The organism is Burkholderia sp. BCC0044 (assembly GCF_902832955.1).
Classification (GTDB): Bacteria; Pseudomonadota; Gammaproteobacteria; order Burkholderiales; family Burkholderiaceae; genus Burkholderia.
Genome location: NZ_CADFDO010000002.1, coordinates 705,448 through 724,077, shown reverse-complemented (window position 1 = coordinate 724,077; position 18,630 = coordinate 705,448). Strand labels below are relative to the sequence as shown.

At 62.9% G+C, this 18,630-nt stretch carries 9 protein-coding genes; 1 reads left to right on the top strand and 8 read right to left on the bottom strand.

Annotation, left to right across the window (positions count from 1 at the left end):
* Nucleotides 1-31: 31 nt before the first annotated feature.
* The 8 genes from HWX14_RS11795 to HWX14_RS11760 all read right to left on the bottom strand — a co-directional run bounded on the left by HWX14_RS11795 (nt 32) and on the right by HWX14_RS11760 (nt 12,265).
* The gene (locus tag HWX14_RS11795; protein ID WP_175882879.1) at nt 32-811 is read right to left on the bottom strand and encodes a hypothetical protein; all 780 of its coding nucleotides are present in this window, start codon (nt 809-811) and stop codon (nt 32-34) included.
* Nucleotides 804-3,809, bottom strand: a complete 3,006-nt coding sequence (locus HWX14_RS11790; RefSeq protein WP_175882878.1) for a glycoside hydrolase family 19 protein — start codon at nt 3,807-3,809, stop codon at nt 804-806. Before HWX14_RS11790 ends, HWX14_RS11795 begins: the two co-directional genes overlap by 8 nt.
* Nucleotides 3,810-3,869: 60 nt before the next feature.
* A complete protein-coding gene (locus HWX14_RS11785) occupies nt 3,870-6,374 on the bottom strand; it encodes a type VI secretion system Vgr family protein (protein ID WP_175882877.1) in 2,505 nt (834 codons plus the stop codon).
* 715 nt (nt 6,375-7,089) lie between these two features.
* Entirely contained in the window at nt 7,090-8,196 is a 1,107-nt protein-coding gene (locus tag HWX14_RS11780) for a porin (RefSeq protein WP_175882876.1), read from the bottom strand.
* A 63-nt stretch (nt 8,197-8,259) separates the two neighbouring features.
* Entirely contained in the window at nt 8,260-8,787 is a 528-nt protein-coding gene (locus HWX14_RS11775; RefSeq protein WP_347879821.1) for a DoxX family protein, read from the bottom strand.
* 72 nt (nt 8,788-8,859) lie between these two features.
* Nucleotides 8,860-10,137: a cytochrome c gene (locus tag HWX14_RS11770; protein WP_175882875.1), complete on the bottom strand. Its 1,278-nt coding sequence runs from the start codon at nt 10,135-10,137 to the stop codon at nt 8,860-8,862.
* A gap of 2 nt (nt 10,138-10,139) precedes the next feature.
* Nucleotides 10,140-11,759: a GMC family oxidoreductase gene (locus tag HWX14_RS11765; RefSeq protein ID WP_175882874.1), complete on the bottom strand. Its 1,620-nt coding sequence runs from the start codon at nt 11,757-11,759 to the stop codon at nt 10,140-10,142.
* A complete protein-coding gene (locus HWX14_RS11760; RefSeq protein ID WP_175882873.1) occupies nt 11,759-12,265 on the bottom strand; it encodes a sugar dehydrogenase complex small subunit in 507 nt (168 codons plus the stop codon). Before HWX14_RS11760 ends, HWX14_RS11765 begins: the two co-directional genes overlap by 1 nt.
* A gap of 310 nt (nt 12,266-12,575) precedes the next feature.
* Between HWX14_RS11760 and HWX14_RS11755 the strand changes: the two genes are divergently transcribed.
* Nucleotides 12,576-18,626 (top strand): MG2 domain-containing protein, encoded by a 6,051-nt coding sequence (locus HWX14_RS11755; RefSeq protein WP_175882872.1) that lies wholly within the window; start codon nt 12,576-12,578, stop codon nt 18,624-18,626.
* The last annotated feature ends 4 nt before the right edge of the window (nt 18,627-18,630 follow it).

Genomic DNA, 18,630 nt, shown 5'->3' with positions numbered 1-18,630 from the left:
AAGATTGGCAACAACCCTAAAGTCACACTCTCTATTGCGACGCGGCATCAAGGGTTGTACACATTAACCACATATCCAGCGGCGCTTTTCCCGACGAGTAGTTGACCCGACACCACCCTGCAGAAACATCTTCAACAACAGCTCGATCCCCTTTTATTAGGTATTTGCGAGTTTTATTTTTTATGCTCAAATCGTCAAAAAGATAGCTTTTTTTATTGACGACAACCGGGATTTTCTCTCCATTACGCATCAATGAAGAAAATTGGGAATCAATCGCGCGCAAAACATCAATCTTTGACTGATATGGAAATTTATAAATTATATTTCGCCCATCCGACAACCAACTATAGTCTGCCCCAAACCATTCGGATGCCCGCTCGTCGCGGCGAAGTTTTTTGTCAACCAAATCAAAAACAGAAACCGAATAAAATTTTCCAGACGAATTCGGCTCAACAAGCGAGCTTCGAACATTCATTGAGTGGATTACAAAAATATTCTCTGTGTGGCCGCGATCGATGCTTGACGAAAACGCGTCTACGATTTTTCCGGGCGTATCATCGTAAAGAAGCCCTCGTCCTTCCGCTTTGACCGGGACACTCCCATTTGCAATATAGTACAAAGAAATTGCGTCAGCACCAATTGACTCTTTAGTCTTTGGGGCTAGCACAGGCTCCCGAATAAAGCAAACACTCCCGCTTCCTATATTCAGCGGCGGATAACTTTGCTGACCGTGAATATCCGCACATGTGCTCTCCGCACATGCCGAGCCACAAATAATAATAGTCGCCAGCGCAAAAATACTTTTAGTCATCAGTGCACCCGGATGAAAAATCTTTATTAAATTCAAGGGAAATCTCCCTATGATACTGCTGTCGCTCATCGAGTGCCTTATAGCCCGAATTAATTGGCTTGGTAACACTCCTGACTCCTTCGTCACCTCTAGTAGCTGGATCGTCCGCAATCGCACCGATCCCTGTACTATGCCAATACCATAGACTACTTTCTATAATAACGTGATTATTTGCCTCCACAAGCTCAGGCTGACTATCTACAGGATAGCAAATTGCCTTTGCACACCGTTGGTAGGTTTCATAGAAAGTCAACTGCAACAGACCCCGGCCGCGAAAATCTTTTCCCGGCTGATCATTCGTCCCAAAGCAATGCTCTGCATAGGCTGCATCATTTGCAACCAAGTGATCTTGAATCCATTTTATTTTTTCATCCTGAGACGAAAACTTTATATTCTTTCTCGCAAACCCCTTATCAATCGCCGTCGGAGCCATTCTATACAAACTCTTCCCAGTGTAGCTCTGATAATTAAGAGATTCGCGAAATGAGGTGAAGCGAGTCGTCTCCACCTTAGCTTGAGCCAATAAGTGCTTTATCTGCCTGCAACTATTGACCCCATAATTTTTAAACAAATCGGTTGATGCGAGAATCAATTCATCAACAAAATCACTCTTGGCCCCTGGCGCAATTTTTCTTAAAAAATCCTTGGTTAACGTGATAACTGCGCCACATTTCTTGCATACGAGATTTTTCCCTGCAAAATTCCCGATCAACCCAATCGGATGGAGGTGCCAAGGCGAAAGGTCCGTGGGGAAGCCATCGACACCCTTGATTTGCTCCCACCACTGAAGCTTCGCGAGCCGGTCAAGTTCCGTCTTCCACATCTCGGTCTGCTTCTGCATGAGCGGATTAAGTTCCTCCCACTTGCCGAGACCGCCTCCCCATTCGGTTTCATTGCGCACGACAAGGTGCGAAACCGCTTCGGCCATCCAACGCGTTTCCAGTGCGTCCTTCAGTTCCTGCGCTGTTACCTTCCCGTCTTGGTTCGTGTCGATCGCCTTTTCCAGTTTCGTGATGAGTTCACCAGCATTGACCTTCGCCGCCGTCCCCATGAACTCGGTACCTTCCTCGTCCGCCAGATATTGTTCGGTCGTATGGATATGGCGTTTGAACATGTCTGCAGGGCTGACACTACCATTGTCTACCAACTCGAAACCCGGCCATTCCCAAGGGCTACGAAACTGCACGCCGTGGTGGCCGGTGTCGCACACCCATCCCTGCCGCGCGGATCCATCCTTCGAACCAATCGTAATGTTCCACCAGTGATGTCCCTTGTCGTCGATCGCGACATTGTCCGCACCAAGTTTGTCGAGCTGCGTACGGAGAAGTACGTCCCGGAAGTCCGCGCCCGGCCCGCTCGCGTTGGAAACGTCCAGCGGAAAGTTTTGCCATCCAGCGACATTCGCCGTACTGATCGTGTTCGCAAGACTGCTTTCAACCCACATCGGTTTCCCAACGTCTGCGAAGTTTTGCTTGGCCTTCTGCTTGCCCTTCGCGGGCACGGTCGTCACGCTCTTCGGCTGTACCTTAATCCAGCGCGAGCCCTTTGCATCGCCTATCGGCACGAGCTTCAACCCGGATTGGGTCAGCTTCTGATCCGGCGCAGGCACTTCGCTGACCAGCTTGGCCCCTGGCTCGATTTCCAGAAGCGGTTTGTTTTTATCGTTCAGTTCTTTCGCACGCGCACGGCTTTGATCGATGAAGTCTTTCAGGTCCGGCCCCGCGAACACTTCGAGATGCAACATCGGGTAGTTCGGCTTCGGCGGTATCGGGCTCGCCTTCCTGGGCCATTGATACTGGCCGACATGCGCGACGACTTCGCCCGCCTTGACGCGCTGCGGCTCCTTCAGGATCACGACCGTATCGAGCGGCTGCGGATCGACAACGGCATCCAGTTCTCCTTTGAACACATAGCTCCACTGTGCTTGCGGAGACACCGGCTTACCAACTTCGGCAGACAAAACCGTGCCCGATTTAATGGACTTGATCTTGATCCAGTCCGGGTGTGCAGGGTCACCTTCGCCCGCAATGATTTCGGCCCCTGTCGGCAACACACCAATAATCTTGCTCTTTCCGTTCGGCAACTCTCGAATGTGCAAGCCTGTCCCCGGCGCCGGAGGGCTGGCATCTTGACCGCTATCTGCGGGCGACGGTTCGTTCTGGTTCGTGTTGTTGATAGGGAGATTGTCGGCCCCATCGTTCCGTGTCGTGGGCGGCTGCGCAGGCGCTTTCGGCTTCGGAACGGTTTGCTTGTCCTTCGCCTTGCTGCCCACCCGATAGTACCGGTCGCCTTCCCAATATGACATCGGTGACGGAAGTGGCTGGACCGGATGCCGATCCGTTTTCGCTTGCCCCATCCCCTTTTGATAGGTTTCCCAATCCATCGTGTGCATGTACAGGCTGAAGAACACGAGGGATTTGTCTTTGGTGTTGGACGACGGATTGTCGGCTGGTGCAGACGTCGGGGGCGCGGTGTTAGTCGATGCAGGCGCGGGAGCCGATGCGGGGGCCGATGCCGGAGCCGGTTTCGCGGGTTCTTTCGGGGCCGGTTTCGGCGGTAATTTCAGTTCATGGCGGACCAGTACAAAGCCGGTCGAGTAGTGCGCCAGACCAACGTTGTTCGGGTACGTCGTTTCCTCGTATTTCGTGTTCAGCCGGTACGCCACAATCTTGCCGTCCGCAATTGCGCGCACGCCGCTGTCCTGCTTCAGCATTTCCGCACTGCCGTCGGCGAAATGCACGCCACCGTGCCACATGCCGCTGACGCCGAGCGGATAAAAGCCGTTTTCGCACTTGGCCAGCGCCGTGAAATAGGTCATCGGGTCGGCCGCGTCGTCCTTGCCTACCGGTGTGAAGGGGTAGGCCCAGCTCAGCGACGTATCCGCCGGTTCGGCAGGTTTGGGGGCCGATTTTGGAGCGGCCGGTGGATGGTGTTTCTTTTTAGGCGTTGTCTTGCTCATGATTCCCGACTCGGATTCGGTTTCAGGATTTCTTGTATTGGAACGATCCCGCTGCGCGGTTTAACCGGAGAACACTGTGAAACGACCGCCGTCGACCGAGACCGGCGACGAATTCAGCGGATTTTTCAGCGAACCGCTTGCAGCTCCTGCTTTCTCCCAATCCGCGCACTTTTCCAAAATCTGCCCCGACGTTGCGTTCTCGATCATGTTTGCCGTCAGCTTGATATACGAGCCGTTCGCGCCAATCCAGATTTCATCAGCCGACAGATACATCTTCTTGCCCGCCGTAATCTTCACATCTTGCGAAGCGGCCAAACTCATCGAATCATTCTGCGCCTGAAGGTCTATCGGGCCGCTCGCCGCGTAGATCTTGACGCCGAGTTTTTCCGCAAACAGGCTGATTTGCTCCAACACACTGGCGAGTAACGCCCGTCCGGCTGCGAGGTTGATGTCCTCTCCGGCAACCACGTTGGTTTGCTTGTTTGCCGTGATATGCGCCGACCCTTGCGTCGATGCGGCAATGCCTTCCGGACTCGACAGCAGCATGATCGGCTTCGCGAAGCCGTTCGCGTTGCCCGTGCCGCCGCCTGCCGTGCGGCCGCCCTTGGTCGTGCCAGCCACCGGGTGCTGCGTCGCGTCCGTAAAAGTTTTCAGTGCATCGTGGCCGTCTTGCTGACTCTGCGCCCGATTCGTCTGGCTCGCCTTCGACGTCGTCGCGAGCATTGCTTCGGCGCGGGTAAGCTGTTCTGACGCTGCCGTCACACTCAGCGGTTGGGTCGCGGCGGGTTGCGTCGAAACGTAGAGCCCTTGTTCGGCCCGCAATGCACCGTAGCCCAATGACTTCAGGTCAAAGCCCTGCCCGATGAACGCACCGCGCGTGTTGCCCGAGTGCTGGATCAGATAGCCCAGGTGCAAATGTGAGCTATAACTCGTCGAGTACAAGTGCACGCGGTTCTGCCCGCTTGCGTCGTCCATCATCAGTTGGTTATAACCTTCACCGCCGTATTCGCGCGACAGCAAGCCCGAAGTCAGCCCGTGCGTGTGCCATTCGGGCATGCTTTCGCCGCCGTGCATTCTCGACAGGATCACGGGGCGATCGCAATCACCGTTGATGAAGCCGATCAAAACTTCGTCGTTCTTGCGCAGCGGAAACATGCCGCCGCGCTTGTGGCCCGCGTCGGGCATCGCTGCGCGTATCCACGCCGATACGTTTTGATCGCCGTCATTGAGTCGATTGGACGTCAGCCGGACCTTCGCTCGCAGCATCGCATCCGTATAAATTTCTTCGTCCTCCGGGCCGCCAACGATGCCCGTCTGAAGCTGCATGATCGGTTTCTTGTGTTCGAACGGGCTACGAAACGCGACGCGGCGCCGTTGCGCTTCGATTTCGACGTGGAAGAATCCAACGCCACCGTCGTCATGGCGCACGGACGAACCCGCACCACTCGCGCGCGCTTGCTCGACTTCAGCGCGTAGGCTCCTGCGAAAACGCATCAGGTTCTCGAGTCCCGGCACGTTATTCTGGATGAGCCAGTTCACGGAAAGAATCGCCATCTCGCGATCCTGTTCCGACTGTGCATCGTGCACAGGGTGCCCGGTCAGCAGGCCATAGCGACCAGGCCATGCGCAACGCAATGCGCCCACACCGTAGAAGCGTTGCGCCCGTGAGCGCCATTCTTCGGTGACAACGTTTGCCTGAGCCTCGCCCATGTCGCGATCCGACCACGTATGTGACCCCGTGTATTCATACTGCTCGCCCAGCCCCGGTACATCGTCAAGATCGAACGCGGGCATCGTGACGTGCTTGGAAAGGTCCGGACGTTTGTAGTCGAATGTGCCCGTGTCGAGTTCGGCCGACTGAATTTCTTGCGAGTCGATCCACTCGCTAAGACCATCGAATTCTTCGTTCTGCACCGAGCGGCTAAACAAAATGGTCTTGTGCTTCAACTCGGGAACCGAGAAAAGATCGTCCATGATGACAACCTTGTGAGACTTGCCGTCCTGCGCGATATCGAAACGCGGAAAAAGACCGAGTTCTTCAAATGTACGGTGGACGTAGTTCCAGTCGGATTCCCATTGCATCCGCTGAGAATACGAGCGCAACGATTGACGCAGTTGCCAAGTAAAGTTACCGGCCGCCTGCGGATACTTTCCAAACACATCGGACACGGTTTGTTGCGCGGGCGTCTCGATCCAGTCACGCCTGTCACTACCGAGCCTCAGCAGCGCGAGGAACGAATTGAAGCGGAGCTGGTAGTAGGTGTTGGCTCCGTCCCCGCCCAAGCGGCTGAACGCAGTCACATAACCGTGAATCGGCATTTCGCTGCCATCCGTTTGCCGAATCCACAGCGTCACCGATTGCCGGATCAGCGCCTTGGCCTGAATCGTTTCGAGTCGCGTCGACGTTGCGTCGATCGTGAATTCGAAGTCTCGCCCGAGGCACGCTCGCCCCCGGACATAAAGCGGGACCAACCAGTCTTCGCCAAGCGGCGTATCGAGTCGGACAATTCGTCCGTGTTGCACGTATTGCGCGCGCAGTGCCTTGTTCAGGACATCGAAAGCCATCAGCCTACCCCGTACCTTGTCGTAACAAAAACGGCCGCCGTGAAATGCCGGGCGGCAGATTGGTATCGCATCAAAAGGAGAAGGCCCAAAATTGCGGGCACTGCGGAGGCCTTCAGGTATCGAGGCGGTTCGAAGCGCTGAATCGCACCGAGCCGGAATTCACCCTATCGAATCGAGATCCATCCAGTCGTACGCTGATGATGTTTCACATTCAGTATCGCGGCGCGTCGAAACGACTCCCGCTCAACTTACATCATGCTTTCGAGCACGACAATGTCGCGGGCAGCCGGGCTCGCGACTCATCGAGCGGCTACATTCGGCGGCGTCGGCAAAATCGTAATGGCCCGAATGAAGACTCGGTGCCCCATCGGCACGGCATGCCGCACGAACGTTCGCCTCGGTTTTCGTGCGGTACTGGTCGCCGATGCGCGGTTTGCATGCACACGCCCGTGCTGTCGGCCGAACGGATCGAATAGCGGCTCACATCAGTCGGATAGCGACCGATCGCATACGCGTCATTCGCCTTGAACTTCGAGCCCGTAAACGTCAGAGAGTGTGAACACGTCGAGCGCGCTACCGGCAACGCAATGCTCATGCAAGCCATGCGCTCCTGGGTGAACCTATATGCTCGCCACAACGCTTCGCAAGCGCTGTAAACGCAAAAGGCTCGGGTTCGATCACCCGAGCCTTTTTCACCAACGCACAGCGCCCGCACTCAGAACGTATGCATCATCCCCACATACGCACCCGTCTGCGACTCACCCGTTATCGGGCTCGTCCCCGACGTCGCATCCCGCGGTGTCGCGAGCAGCGAGAAGTTCGAATTCCCGCCGTTGCGCGCATACGCGACCGTGCCATACAGGAACGTGCGTTTCGACAGGTTGTACGTGGTGCCGAGCACATACATGATCGCGTGACCCGACGGATCGTGCGACGCGTCACCGCCACCATCGCCGACCTTCACGTAGTAGCCACCACCCGTCACGGCCCACTGCGGCGTCGCCGCATACGTCGCCCCGAGCCAGTAATGATCCGCACGATCGGCGACACCGGCCGGGCTATCCGGCGCCTGGTAGTGCGTATACGCGCCCTGGATCTTGAACTTCGACACCTTCACGTTCGCGCCGACGAAGTACTCGCGCGACGCGGTGAAGATATTGCTGAACTTGCCGTTGTTATCGCGCAGCTCGTCATAGATGCCGCGCACATCAAGCACCGGCGAGTGATACGAGATCATGATCCCGTCCGAGCGGCCGAAATCGTCGGCAGCTCCATAGTTGAAGCCGCGCGACTGGTTGCCGAACGCGTATTGCGCCTGCACGTCGAAGCCGCCGATCACCGGGCTGTGATATTCGATGTTGTTGCTGCTCTGCTGCCAGTTGCGGCCCCGCACGAGCGACGCCGACGAAAACGCCTGCTGGACGAACGGATCGAATTCCCACACGCCGTCGCTGTCGATGAACAGGTTGCGGCCGGCCTGCAGCTGGCCCCACGTGTTGCTCTTCAACCCGACGTACGCGCGCCGCGACCACATGCGCCCGCCGCCCGTCTGGCCGTTCATCACCTGGAACGCAGTTTCCAGGTTGAAGACCGTCGACAGCCCGCCGCCGAGATCCTCGACGCCCTTCAGCCCGAACATGCTGGTGCCCCAGTCGCCGCTTTCCGCGCTCCAGCGCGTCCCGCTGCCGCCGTTCGGCTTCGCGATGTGGTTCAGGTATTCGATGCCGCCGTCGATCCGGCCGTACAGCGTGACGCTCGTCTGCGCAAACGCAGCCGCCGGCGTGGCGGCCGCAATCAGCCATGCGAAGTATTTGAGTCGCAAAATGATGCCCCCTCGAAATCTCGACCGTCCGACACGCGCCCCATGCACGCGCCTCGGGTCTGCTTATCCGCGATCGATCGAAAAACGCCCCGGCCCGGCCGCGCAGAGCGCGAGCAAGCCGCCCGAGATCGCGATGTTCTTGTAGAAATGAATCATGTTGTTGATCTGCTCGCCGCCCGTCATCGTCCAGTAGTGATGGCCGATGATGCCGGTGCCGATCGTATACAGCGCAAGCAGCAGCGCGAGCGGCCGCGTCTGGAAACCGACGAGGATCGCAATCCCGACGAACAGCTCCATCACGACGGAGATCGCCGCCGAGATGATTGGCGCCGGCGCGCCCTCGCTTCCCATGAACGCGATCGTACCGGAGAAGTCGACAATCTTCTTCCACCCGAACATCACGAACAGGATCACGAGCAGGATTCGGGACAGCAGCAGCAGCACATCGCGCTGGGACGCGAGAAACGGTTGATTCGGTGTCATGGTGTGATCAACGAAAACGATGCGCGCGCAACCGCACGCACCGGATTGCCTGTGAACCGGGGCGGGCGGCCAACCGCGCCGCCCGCACCGCTCTGCAACAACCGGCATCGGGGCCCGCCCGATGTGCTGTGCTCCTCCTCTTCTACGTTGTCGCCCTGCCTTGCTTCGTCGCGTGCCGCGTCAGCGCAGCTTCGCGACGTCCTGCTCGGTCACCTTCGCGGCCGGATTGCCGAACTGCCCGGTCAGGTAGTTGGTCAGCGCGGCGATCTGCGCATCCGACAGCTCGTGGCGGAACGCGGGCATCCCGACGTCCTCGCTGCCGGCCTTGCGCTGCACGCCGTTCAGGATCACCTGCACGAGGTTGGTCGGATTCGGCGCGCCGACCGTCGAGTTGTGGAACAGCGGCGGGTAGTAACCGTCCGGCGAGCCCTTGCCCTGCATCTGGTGGCAGGTCGCGCAGTTGCCGAGATACAGCCGCGCCGGATCGATGCCCGACGACGCGAGCGCGACGCCGCGCAGCGTCAGGCCATCCTCGGCCGGCTTGCCCCACGACGAGCGCGACTGCTTCGCGTCGCCGTTGGCCACCGCCGGCACCGTACGGATGTACGTCGAGATCGCGCCGATGTCGGCTTCGGTCATCTTCGAGAAGCTGTGCTCGATCGCCTCGGCCATCGGGCCGGCCGCCTGCGCGAGGCCCGGCACGCTGCCGGTGCGCAGGTACTGGACGAGCTGCTGCTGCGTCCAGCCGCCGATCCCCGCGTTCGGGTCGGACGTGATGTTGTAGCCGTCCCAGCCCGCGAGCACCGAGCCCGACAGGAAGCTGCCGCCCGTTTCGTCGAGCGACTTCTCCTGCATCGCGATGCCGCGCGGCGTGTGGCACGTGCTGCAGTGCGCGAGGCCCTGCACGAGATACGCGCCGCGGTTCCACTCGGCGCTCTGCGCCGGCTTCGGCTGGTAGACGCCGTCCTTCAGGAACAGCCAGTTCCAGATCTTCAGCGGCCAGCGCATGCTCAGCAGCGCGGGGATCTCGTTCTTCGGCGGCGCCTGCTTGACCGGTTCGACGCCGTGCATGAAGTACGCGTACAGCGCCTGCACGTCGTCGTCGTTGATCTTCGCGTACGACACGTACGGCATCGCCGGGTACAGGTTGTCGCCGTTCTTCGACACGCCGTGCCGCACCGCCCGCTCGAAGTCGTCGAACGTCCAGTTGCCGATGCCCGTATCGGGATCGGGCGTGATGTTGCTCGTATAGATCTTGCCGAGCATCGGTACCGGCATGCCGAGGCCGCCCGCGAACGGCTTGCCGCCCTTCGCGGTGTGGCAGGCCATGCAGTCGCCCGCGACCGCGAGGTATTCGCCGCGCTTGACCTGCGCCGGATCGGCCGAATCGGCCGCGCGTGCGAGGCCGGGCAGCGCGAGGCAGCCGGCCAGGAGGAAGGTGAGAGTAGATTTCCGCACGGTCAGACTTCCTTCTTCAGCGTGTCCGACATCCGCAGCGCGAGCGCCGCGATCGTCAGCGTCACGTTCACCGTACCGACGGTCGGCATCGTCGAGCTGCTCGAGATGAACAGGTTCGGATGGTCGAACGTGCGGCAGTCCTTGTCGACGACCGAGTCGCGCGCATCCGCGCCCATGATCGTCGCGCCCGTGATGTGGTTGTTCGGCGCGAACTCGTCGTTGAAGACGACGTCGGTGCCGCCGAGCACCTTCGCGGCCGTCGCGTAGACCTCGCGCGTGTGCACGGCGCCGCGCTTCACGTAATCGTCGATCGCATACGTGATCTCGGGGCGCGGGATGCCGATCGCGTCGGTGGCCGTCTTGCTCGGCACGATGCGGTTCTCGGGCTGCGGCAGGATTTCGTGGAAGCAGTCGAACTGCACGTAGCGCGCGGAACGATCGCGGATCTGCGCGTCGAGCTCGTCGTGCTTCATCAGCTTGCCGGCCTTGAAGATCTTCTGCGTCTCCTGGTTGATGCGCGACATGTTCGACAGGTGGATCTTCTTCGCGGCTTCGGTCGCGCGGAACGGGCCGTCGCGGAAACCGATCAGCGACGTCATCTCCTGCGGGCCGCGGCCCGGCCACAGCTTCTCGCTCGCATAGAACGACACGCCGGTGCCCGGATGGTCCATCAGGTTGCGCCCGACCATGTCGGAGCTGTTCGCGACGCCGTTCGGGAAATCGCGGTTCGCGGACATCAGCAGGATCTTCGGCGTCTCGATGCCGTTCGCGGCGAGCACGAAGTACTTGCCCTCGACGCGATGGTCGGCGCCCGTCTTGTCCTTGTAGATCGCGGCGACGATGCGCTTGTCCGGGCCCGTCTCGAGCTTGTAGACGACCGCGCTGTCGATCAGCTTCGCGCCGGCCTGCTCGGCCTTCTCCACATGGACGATGCCGTTGTACATCGCACCGATCGGGCAGATCGGCATGCAATTGTTGTTCCCGCAACAAGTCGGCCGGCCGTCGTACGGGCGGCTGTTGCGCGCGACCGGCTCGGTCACCACGTGGAACTTCGGGTCATAGCCGTTGAGCGCGCTCTTGATGGTCTGCTCGTTGAACGACAACGGCAGCGGCGGCATCGGATACGCCTGCTTGCGCGGCGAGTACAGGTCTTCCTCGGGGCCCGGGCCCCACACGCCGAGCTCTTCCTCGGCGCGCTGATAGTAATGCTCGAGGTCGTCGTACTGGATCGGCCAGTCGCGGCCGACGCCGTACACGGTCTTCATCTTGAAGTCGTTCGGGATGAAGCGCCACGCCGACGCGGCCCAGTGCCACGTCGTGCCGCCCACCGCGCGGATGTACTGCGAGTTGAACTTGTGCTCGCCCTTCAGGATCAGGTAGTCGTTCGGCGGGCCGTATTCCGGATGCGGAGCCCACGGGCTCGACGGGTACGGCGCCATGAAGTCGGTCTTGTCGGCCTGGTTGCGAAAGCGCTCGACGATTTCCCAGCGCGGCATGCGCGGGCCGGCTTCCAGCAGGATCACGGACTTGCCCGCCAGCGCGAGCTGGTGCGCGACGATCGCGCCGGCGACACCCGATCCGACGACGACGATGTCGGCTTTTTGCGTATCGGTATCGGCCATCAGGCTTGCCTCTCGATCGGTTTTTCGGCCCAGAAGCCGGGTTTGTTGGGGCAATACGAAGGGATCACGAGCGTATCGGACACCACGCTGAACATTAATGCTTCTTCGTAGGTAATCACGACGTTGTCGACGATGCCGAGATACCACGCGCCGAGAATCGTCAATGCGAGCGATTCCTGGTCGGGATTCAGCGAGCCGGATGCGAGCGCGCCGGCGAGTTGCGACAGGCTGTCGGCCGTCTTGAACGAGCCCTTCTGCAAGGCCTGCAGATAGCGCTGGCCGGTGATGCGGCTCAGCCCTTTCTTGCCGGTCAATGCTTCGGAAAGCGTCATGAACGTATCGAGCGGCGCGGTGGCCGGATCGTCGGCCAGGGCCCGCAACGCCAGCGAGCCCGTGAGGCCCGCCGCCGTCAGCGCCAGTGCGCCCTGCAGCCATTGACGCCGCGTGATGCCGGTTGCGGCTGCGTCGTTGTCACGACGCGATTGGGGGGTGTTGTCGTTATGCATGTTTCCTTCTCTCGAACACCGGATTCGGGAAAACCACGCTTGATATTTCTCAAACATTGGCGCGGACCTGCAATGTACGCGCACAAATCGGATCGAACAATCTTTTTATAGTCCATTAAATGTTCCGCAATCCGTGACAATCGATATTTCGCTGCATTTTTGTGTCGTCGACGCGACAAATCTGCGGCAGGCATACCCGTGTCGCGTGCCGACCACACACGGCATCTGCACGCCGTGCTGCGCGCGCGCGGCGGTCGGTTAGAATCCCGTGCAATCAAACAGAAAGCTTCCCTCCGAGGGCAATCGAGCGATGAAGCAGCGCGACAAGCACAACAAAGAAACGAACCACACCAACCACACCACCCGGCTGCTCTGGCGCATCGGCGCCGTCGCGGCGCTCGGCGGCGCCGCGGCGCTGTCGCTGCATGCGGGCGCGGCGCGCACGGTGAGCGTGTCGCCGCAAGGCACCGTCACCGAAGTCCGGCAGAGCGTCGTCAAGTTCGACGAACCGATGGTCGCGTTCGGCTCGGCGTCCGCGCCGAATCCGGCGCGCGTGACCTGCAGCGATTCGACCGCCGCGCGCGGCTCGGGCCACTGGCTCGACGACAAGACCTGGGTTTACGATTTCGAAAGCGACCTGCCGCCCGGCGTACGCTGCTCGGTCGCGCTCAACGACACGCTGCGCTCGGTCGCCGGCAATGCGGCCAGCGGCCCGCGCCGCTTCACGTTCCAGACGGGCGGCCCGTTCCCGGTGTCGGTGCGCCCCGGCTCCCGCGAGATCGAGGAGCGGCAGGTCTTCGTGATGAAGCTGAACGGGCCGGCCGAGCCGCGCTCGGCGCTCGCGAACATCTGGTGCGAAGCGGCCGGCATCGGCAACCGCATTCCCGTCACGGCGGCCGACGACGAGACGCGCAACGCGCTGCTCGATCATTTCGGGCTGAAGAAGGAAGCCGCGCGCGTGCTGACGCTGTCGTGCTCGCAAGCGCTGCCGGCGAGCGCGAAGATGCAGCTCGTATACGGCAAAGGCGTCGCGAGCCCGAGCGGCATCGCGAACGACACCGAACGGCGCTTCGATTTCACCGTGCGCTCACCGTTCGCCGCGAGCTTCTCGTGCGAACGCGAGAACGCGAAGGCGCCCTGCACGCCGCTGCGCCCGCTCACGCTGTCGTTCAATGCGCCGATCTCGCGCAAGAATGCCGAAGCGATCAAGCTGCGCGGCCCCGACGGCTCGCTGTCGCCGACCTTCGCCGCCGACGATCACAGCGAGGAAGTGACGACCGTCACGTTCAACCCGCCGCTGCCCGCGCAGGCCGACCTGACCGTCGAGCTGCCGTCGGGCCTGCACGACGTGACCGACCGGCCGCTGTCGAACGCCGACCTGTTCCCGCTCGCGACGCGCACCGCGCCGATGCCGCCGCTCGCCAAATTCTCGTCGGGCACCTTCGGGATCGTCGAGCGCTTCGCCGAACCCGGCACGCCCGCGCTGGTGCCCGTCACGCTGCGCAACGTCGAGGCCGACCTGCATATCGCGGGCCTCAATGCGGGCGGCGCGCAATTCGCGAACCTGAAGGTCGAGAACGACACCGCGATCCGCCAATGGATGCGCACCGTCGATCGCTTCGACAACTGGTCGATGACGGCCGGCTCGATCGACAGCCAGATTCCCGGCCTGCTGGAACGCAAGGGGCAACGCCCCGTCTACGTGCCGCTCGAGGCCGGCGAAAAGCAGCCCGCGCCGAAGAACCGCCGCATCGACGTGCGCTCGCTGTCGCTGCTCGTGGGCGAGCCCGGCGCGCAGGTGCTGACGCTGCCGAAGGCCGATCCGAAGACGCTGCGCCCGTTCGAGGTGGTCGGCGTGCCGATCGAGAAGCCCGGCTTCTACGTGCTCGAACTCGCGTCGCCCGCGCTCGGCCGCTCGCTGCTCGCGAAGCCGTCGAGCATGTACGTGCGCACGACCGTGCTCGTCACGAACCTCGGCGTGCACCTGAAACAGGGCCGCGAGAACAACCTCGTGTGGGTCACGACGCTCGACAAGGGCAAGCCGGTGCCGAACGCGCAGATCCGCGTATCGGACTGCAACGGCGACGAAATCGCGGCCGGCAAGACCGACGCGCAGGGCCTGCTGAAGATCGACGGGCCGTTCGAGCCGAAGCGCGAATGCAGCTCGTCGGAACAGCGCTTTAGCGACTACTTCGTGTCGGCGCGCGTCGACGATCCGAAGACGGGCCCCGACATGGCGTTCGTCAGCTCGGGCTGGAACCGCGGGATCGAATCGTGGCGCTTCAACGTGCCGACCGACACCGGCAGCGCGCCGACCGTGCGTGCGCATACGGTGTTCGACCGCACGCTGCTGCGCGCCGGCGAAACCGTGTCGATGAAGCATTTCATCCGCACCGAGACGCTGCCGAGCCTCGCGTTCCCGTCGCAATACCCGACGCGCGTGACGATCCGCCATCTCGGCACGGGCCAGACCTACAAGCTGCCGCTCACGTGGGCGGCCGACCACAGCGCGGACTCGCAGTTCACGCTGCCGGCCGCCGCGAAGCTCGGCGAATACAGCGTCGAGCTCGAAGGCGGCCCGGACGATGCGCCGAGCGCCAGCTACTACAGCGGCAGCTTCCGCGTCGAGGCGTTCCGCCTGCCGGTGCTGAAAGGCTCGATCGGCGCGCGCGACGCGCAGAAGAGCCCGCTCGTCGCCGTGAAGGAAGCGCCGCTCGCGGTGCAGATCGACTACGTGTCGGGCGGCGGCGCATCGAACCTGCCCGTGCAGGTGTCGGCGCTGATGAAGTGGGCGTCGCCGCCGTTCGCGGATCGTTTCGAGGATTTCAGCTTCACGCCGTATCGTCCCGACACGAGCGACGGCAACGCCGACGACGATGAGCAGGACGGCGACAACGCGTCGTCATCGGCGTCGAGCAACGATCCGGACGCGACGAAGCTGATCGCCGACAAGCTGCCGCTGACGCTCGACCGCAACGGCGCGGGCTCGGTCACGCTCAAGGGCCTGCCGGACGTCGACGCGCCGAAGCGCATCGCGCTGGAGGCGACGTTCGCGGACCCGAACGGCGAAGTGCAGACGATCCGCGGCGACACGATCCTGTGGCCGGCCGCGGTGGTGGCCGGCATCAAGGCCGGCCGCTGGGTGTCGGTCGGCCAGCGCGTGCCGGTGCAGGCGCTGGCGGTCGACCTGCAGGGCAAGCCGCGCGCGTCGGTGCCGATCGAGATCAAGGGCGTGGCCCGCATCACGACGTCGTCGCGCAAGCGGATGGTCGGCGGCTTCTATGCGTACGACAACAAGAGCGATACGCGCGACCTCGGCGTGCTGTGTTCGGGCAAGACCGACGACAAGGGCCGCATGGCCTGCGACGCGACGCTCGAACAGGCCGGCAACGTGCAGCTGATTGCGGTCGCGAAGGACGGCGACGGCCGCACGTCGAATGCGTCGACGTCGGTATGGGTCACCCGCGAGGACGAACTCTGGTTCGGCGGCGACAACACCGACCGGATCGACGTGATCCCCGAGAAAACGTCGTACGAACCGGGCGAAACGGCGCGCTTCCAGGTGCGCATGCCGTTCCGCTACGCGACCGCGCTCGTCGCGGTCGAGCGCGGCGGCGTGATGGAAACGCACATCGTCGAGCTGAACGGCAAGAACCCGACCGTCGACCTGAAGGTCGGCGAATCGTGGGGGCCGAACGTCTACGTGTCGGTGCTCGCGCTGCGCGGGCGGATTCGCGAGGTGCCGTGGTACTCGTTCTTCACGTGGGGGTGGAAGGCACCGGTCGAATGGGCGCGCGCGTTCTGGCGCGAAGGCCGCCACTATGAGGCGCCGACCGCGTTCGTCGACCTGTCGAAGCCCGCGTTCCGCTATGGGCTCGGCGAGATCAAGGTCGGCACGGGCGTACATCGTCTCGGCGTGACCGTGACGACCGACGCGACCCGCTACACGGTACGCAGCAAGGCGCAGGCGCACGTGAAGGTCACGCTGCCGAACGGCCAGCCGGCACCGGCCGGCACGCAGATCGCCGTCGCGGCCGTCGACGAAGCGCTGCTCGAACTGATGCCGAACAACAGCTGGGACCTGCTCGACGCGATGCTGCGCCGGCGCGCGTACGGCGTCGAGACGGCCACCGCGCAGATGGAAATCGTCGGCCGCCGCCACTTCGGCCGCAAGGCCGTGCCGGCCGGCGGCGGGGGCGGCAGCGCGCCGACCCGCGAGCTGTTCGACACGCTGCTGCTGTGGAACCCGCGCGTGGCGCTCGATGCGAACGGCAGCGCGACCGTCGAGGTGCCGCTGAACGACGCGCTCACGCGCTTCCGGATCGTCGCGATCGCGGCGGTCGGCCCCGACCGTTTCGGCACGGGCAGCACGTCGATCCGCAGCACGCAGGATCTGCAACTGATCTCCGGCCTGCCGCCGCTCGTGCGCGAAGGCGACGCGTTCCGCGCGCAGGTCACCCTGCGCAACACGACCGACCGTGCGATGCAGGTCGTCGTGACGCCGCGCGTGACGGGCCTCGACGTTGCGCCGCAAACCGTGTCGCTGGCGGCGAATGCGGCCACCGAAGTCGCATGGACGATCACCGTGCCCGAGCAGGCGCTCGATGCAGCCGGTGCGCTGAACTGGCGCATCGAGGCGGCCGAGCAAGGCGGCAAGCGCGCGTCCGACGCGCTGGCCGTCGCGCAGAAGGTCGTGCCCGCGCTGCCGGTCACGGTGCAGCAGGCGACGCTCGCACAGGTCGACGGCACGCTGACGGTGCCCGTCGCGGCCCCGGCCGGCGCGGTGAGCAACGCACAGGGCGCGCCGCGCGGCGGCATCGCCGTGTCGCTGCAGTCGAAGCTTGCCGACGGGCTGCCCGGCGTGAAACGCTGGTTCGGGCGCTATCCGTACCGCTGCCTCGAACAGCAGACGTCGCGCGCGATCGGCCTGCGCGACCCCGCGCAATGGCAGGCGCTGATCGCACGGATGCCCGTCTATCTCGACAGCGACGGCCTGGCGAGCTACTTCCCGCCGTCGTCCGACGATTCGCATCACGGCAGCCCGACGCTGTCGTCGTACCTGCTCGTGGTGTCCGACGAAGCCAGCCGTCTCGACCCGCGCTTCGCGCTGCCGGAAGACCTGCGCACGCAGCTCGAAGCCGGGCTCGCGCGCTTCGTCGACGGTCGCATCGAGCGCAACGCGTGGGCGCCGCGCCAGGATCGCGATCTGCGCAAGCTCGCCGCGATCGAGGCGCTGTCGCGCTACGGCGCCGCGCAGGGCCGCATGCTCGGTTCGATCGAGATCGCGCCGAACCAGTGGCCGACGTCGGCGGTGATCGACTATCACGCGATCCTGACGCGCGTGAAGGACATCCCGCAACGCGACGAGAAACGCGCGCAGGTCGACCAGATCCTGCGGGCGCGCCTGACCTACCAGGGCACGCAACTGGTGTTCTCGACCGCGCGCGACGACGACCTGTGGTGGCTGATGACCAGCAACGAGACCAACGCCGCGCGTCTCGCGCTGGAATTCGCGGGCGACCCGGCATGGAAGGACGAAATGCCGCGCGTGACGGCCGGCCTGCTCGCGCTGCAACGTCAGGGCGCATGGCAGACGACGACGTCGAACGCGCTCGGCCTGCTCGCGGTCGAGCGCTTCTCGCGCACCTACGAGAGCACACCCGTCGCCGGCGCGACGAAGGTTGCGCTGGGCGGCGACGAGCGCTCGATCTCGTGGTCGCAGGCGGCATCGGCCACGCCCGCCGAGTCGCCCGCGTCGGCCACGCCGGCGACCCGCGCGGCCGACGCGCGTAGCGTGCTGATGCCGTGGCCGCGTGCGTCGCAGGGGCCGGCCACGCTGTCGGTCACGCAGGACGGCACCGGCCGCCCGTGGGCGACCGTCGAGAGCCTCGCGGCCGTGCCGCTGCGTGCGCCGTTCGCGGCCGGCTACCGGATCACGAAGACGGTCACGCCGGTGTCGCCGGCCGTCAAGGGCGTGCTGACGCGCGGCGACGTCGTGCGCGTGCATCTCGACATCGATGCGCAGAGCGACATGACGTGGGTCGCCGTCAACGATCCGATTCCGGCCGGCGCGACGATCCTCGGGTCGGGCCTCGGCCGCGATTCCGAAGCCGCGACGCAGGGCGAGAAAACGCCCGACGGCGCGTGGCCGACGTTCATCGAGCGCGATTTCGATGGCTACCGCGCGTACTACGACTATTTGCCGAAGGGCAAATTCTCGGTCGAATACACGGTGCGGCTGAACAACGTCGGCACGTTCGGGCTGCCGCCGACGCGCGTCGAGGCGCTGTATGCGCCGTCCGTGTACGGCCTGTGGCCGAACCCGCCGATGACCGTGAAGCCGGCCGACGCGGGCAAGTGACGAG

What these genes read in the sequence shown, in the direction of transcription:
- HWX14_RS11760 (WP_175882873.1), bottom strand. Translation starts at nt 12,265, where the DNA reads ATGCATAACGACAACACCCCCCAATCGCGTCGTGACAACGACGCAGCC.
- HWX14_RS11790 (WP_175882878.1), bottom strand. Translation starts at nt 3,809, where the DNA reads ATGAGCAAGACAACGCCTAAAAAGAAACACCATCCACCGGCCGCTCCA.
- HWX14_RS11775 (WP_347879821.1), bottom strand. Translation starts at nt 8,787, where the DNA reads ATGCCGGTTGTTGCAGAGCGGTGCGGGCGGCGCGGTTGGCCGCCCGCC.
- HWX14_RS11785 (WP_175882877.1), bottom strand. Translation starts at nt 6,374, where the DNA reads ATGGCTTTCGATGTCCTGAACAAGGCACTGCGCGCGCAATACGTGCAA.
- HWX14_RS11765 (WP_175882874.1), bottom strand. Translation starts at nt 11,759, where the DNA reads ATGGCCGATACCGATACGCAAAAAGCCGACATCGTCGTCGTCGGATCG.
- HWX14_RS11795 (WP_175882879.1), bottom strand. Translation starts at nt 811, where the DNA reads ATGACTAAAAGTATTTTTGCGCTGGCGACTATTATTATTTGTGGCTCG.
- HWX14_RS11755 (WP_175882872.1), top strand. Translation starts at nt 12,576, where the DNA reads ATGAAGCAGCGCGACAAGCACAACAAAGAAACGAACCACACCAACCAC.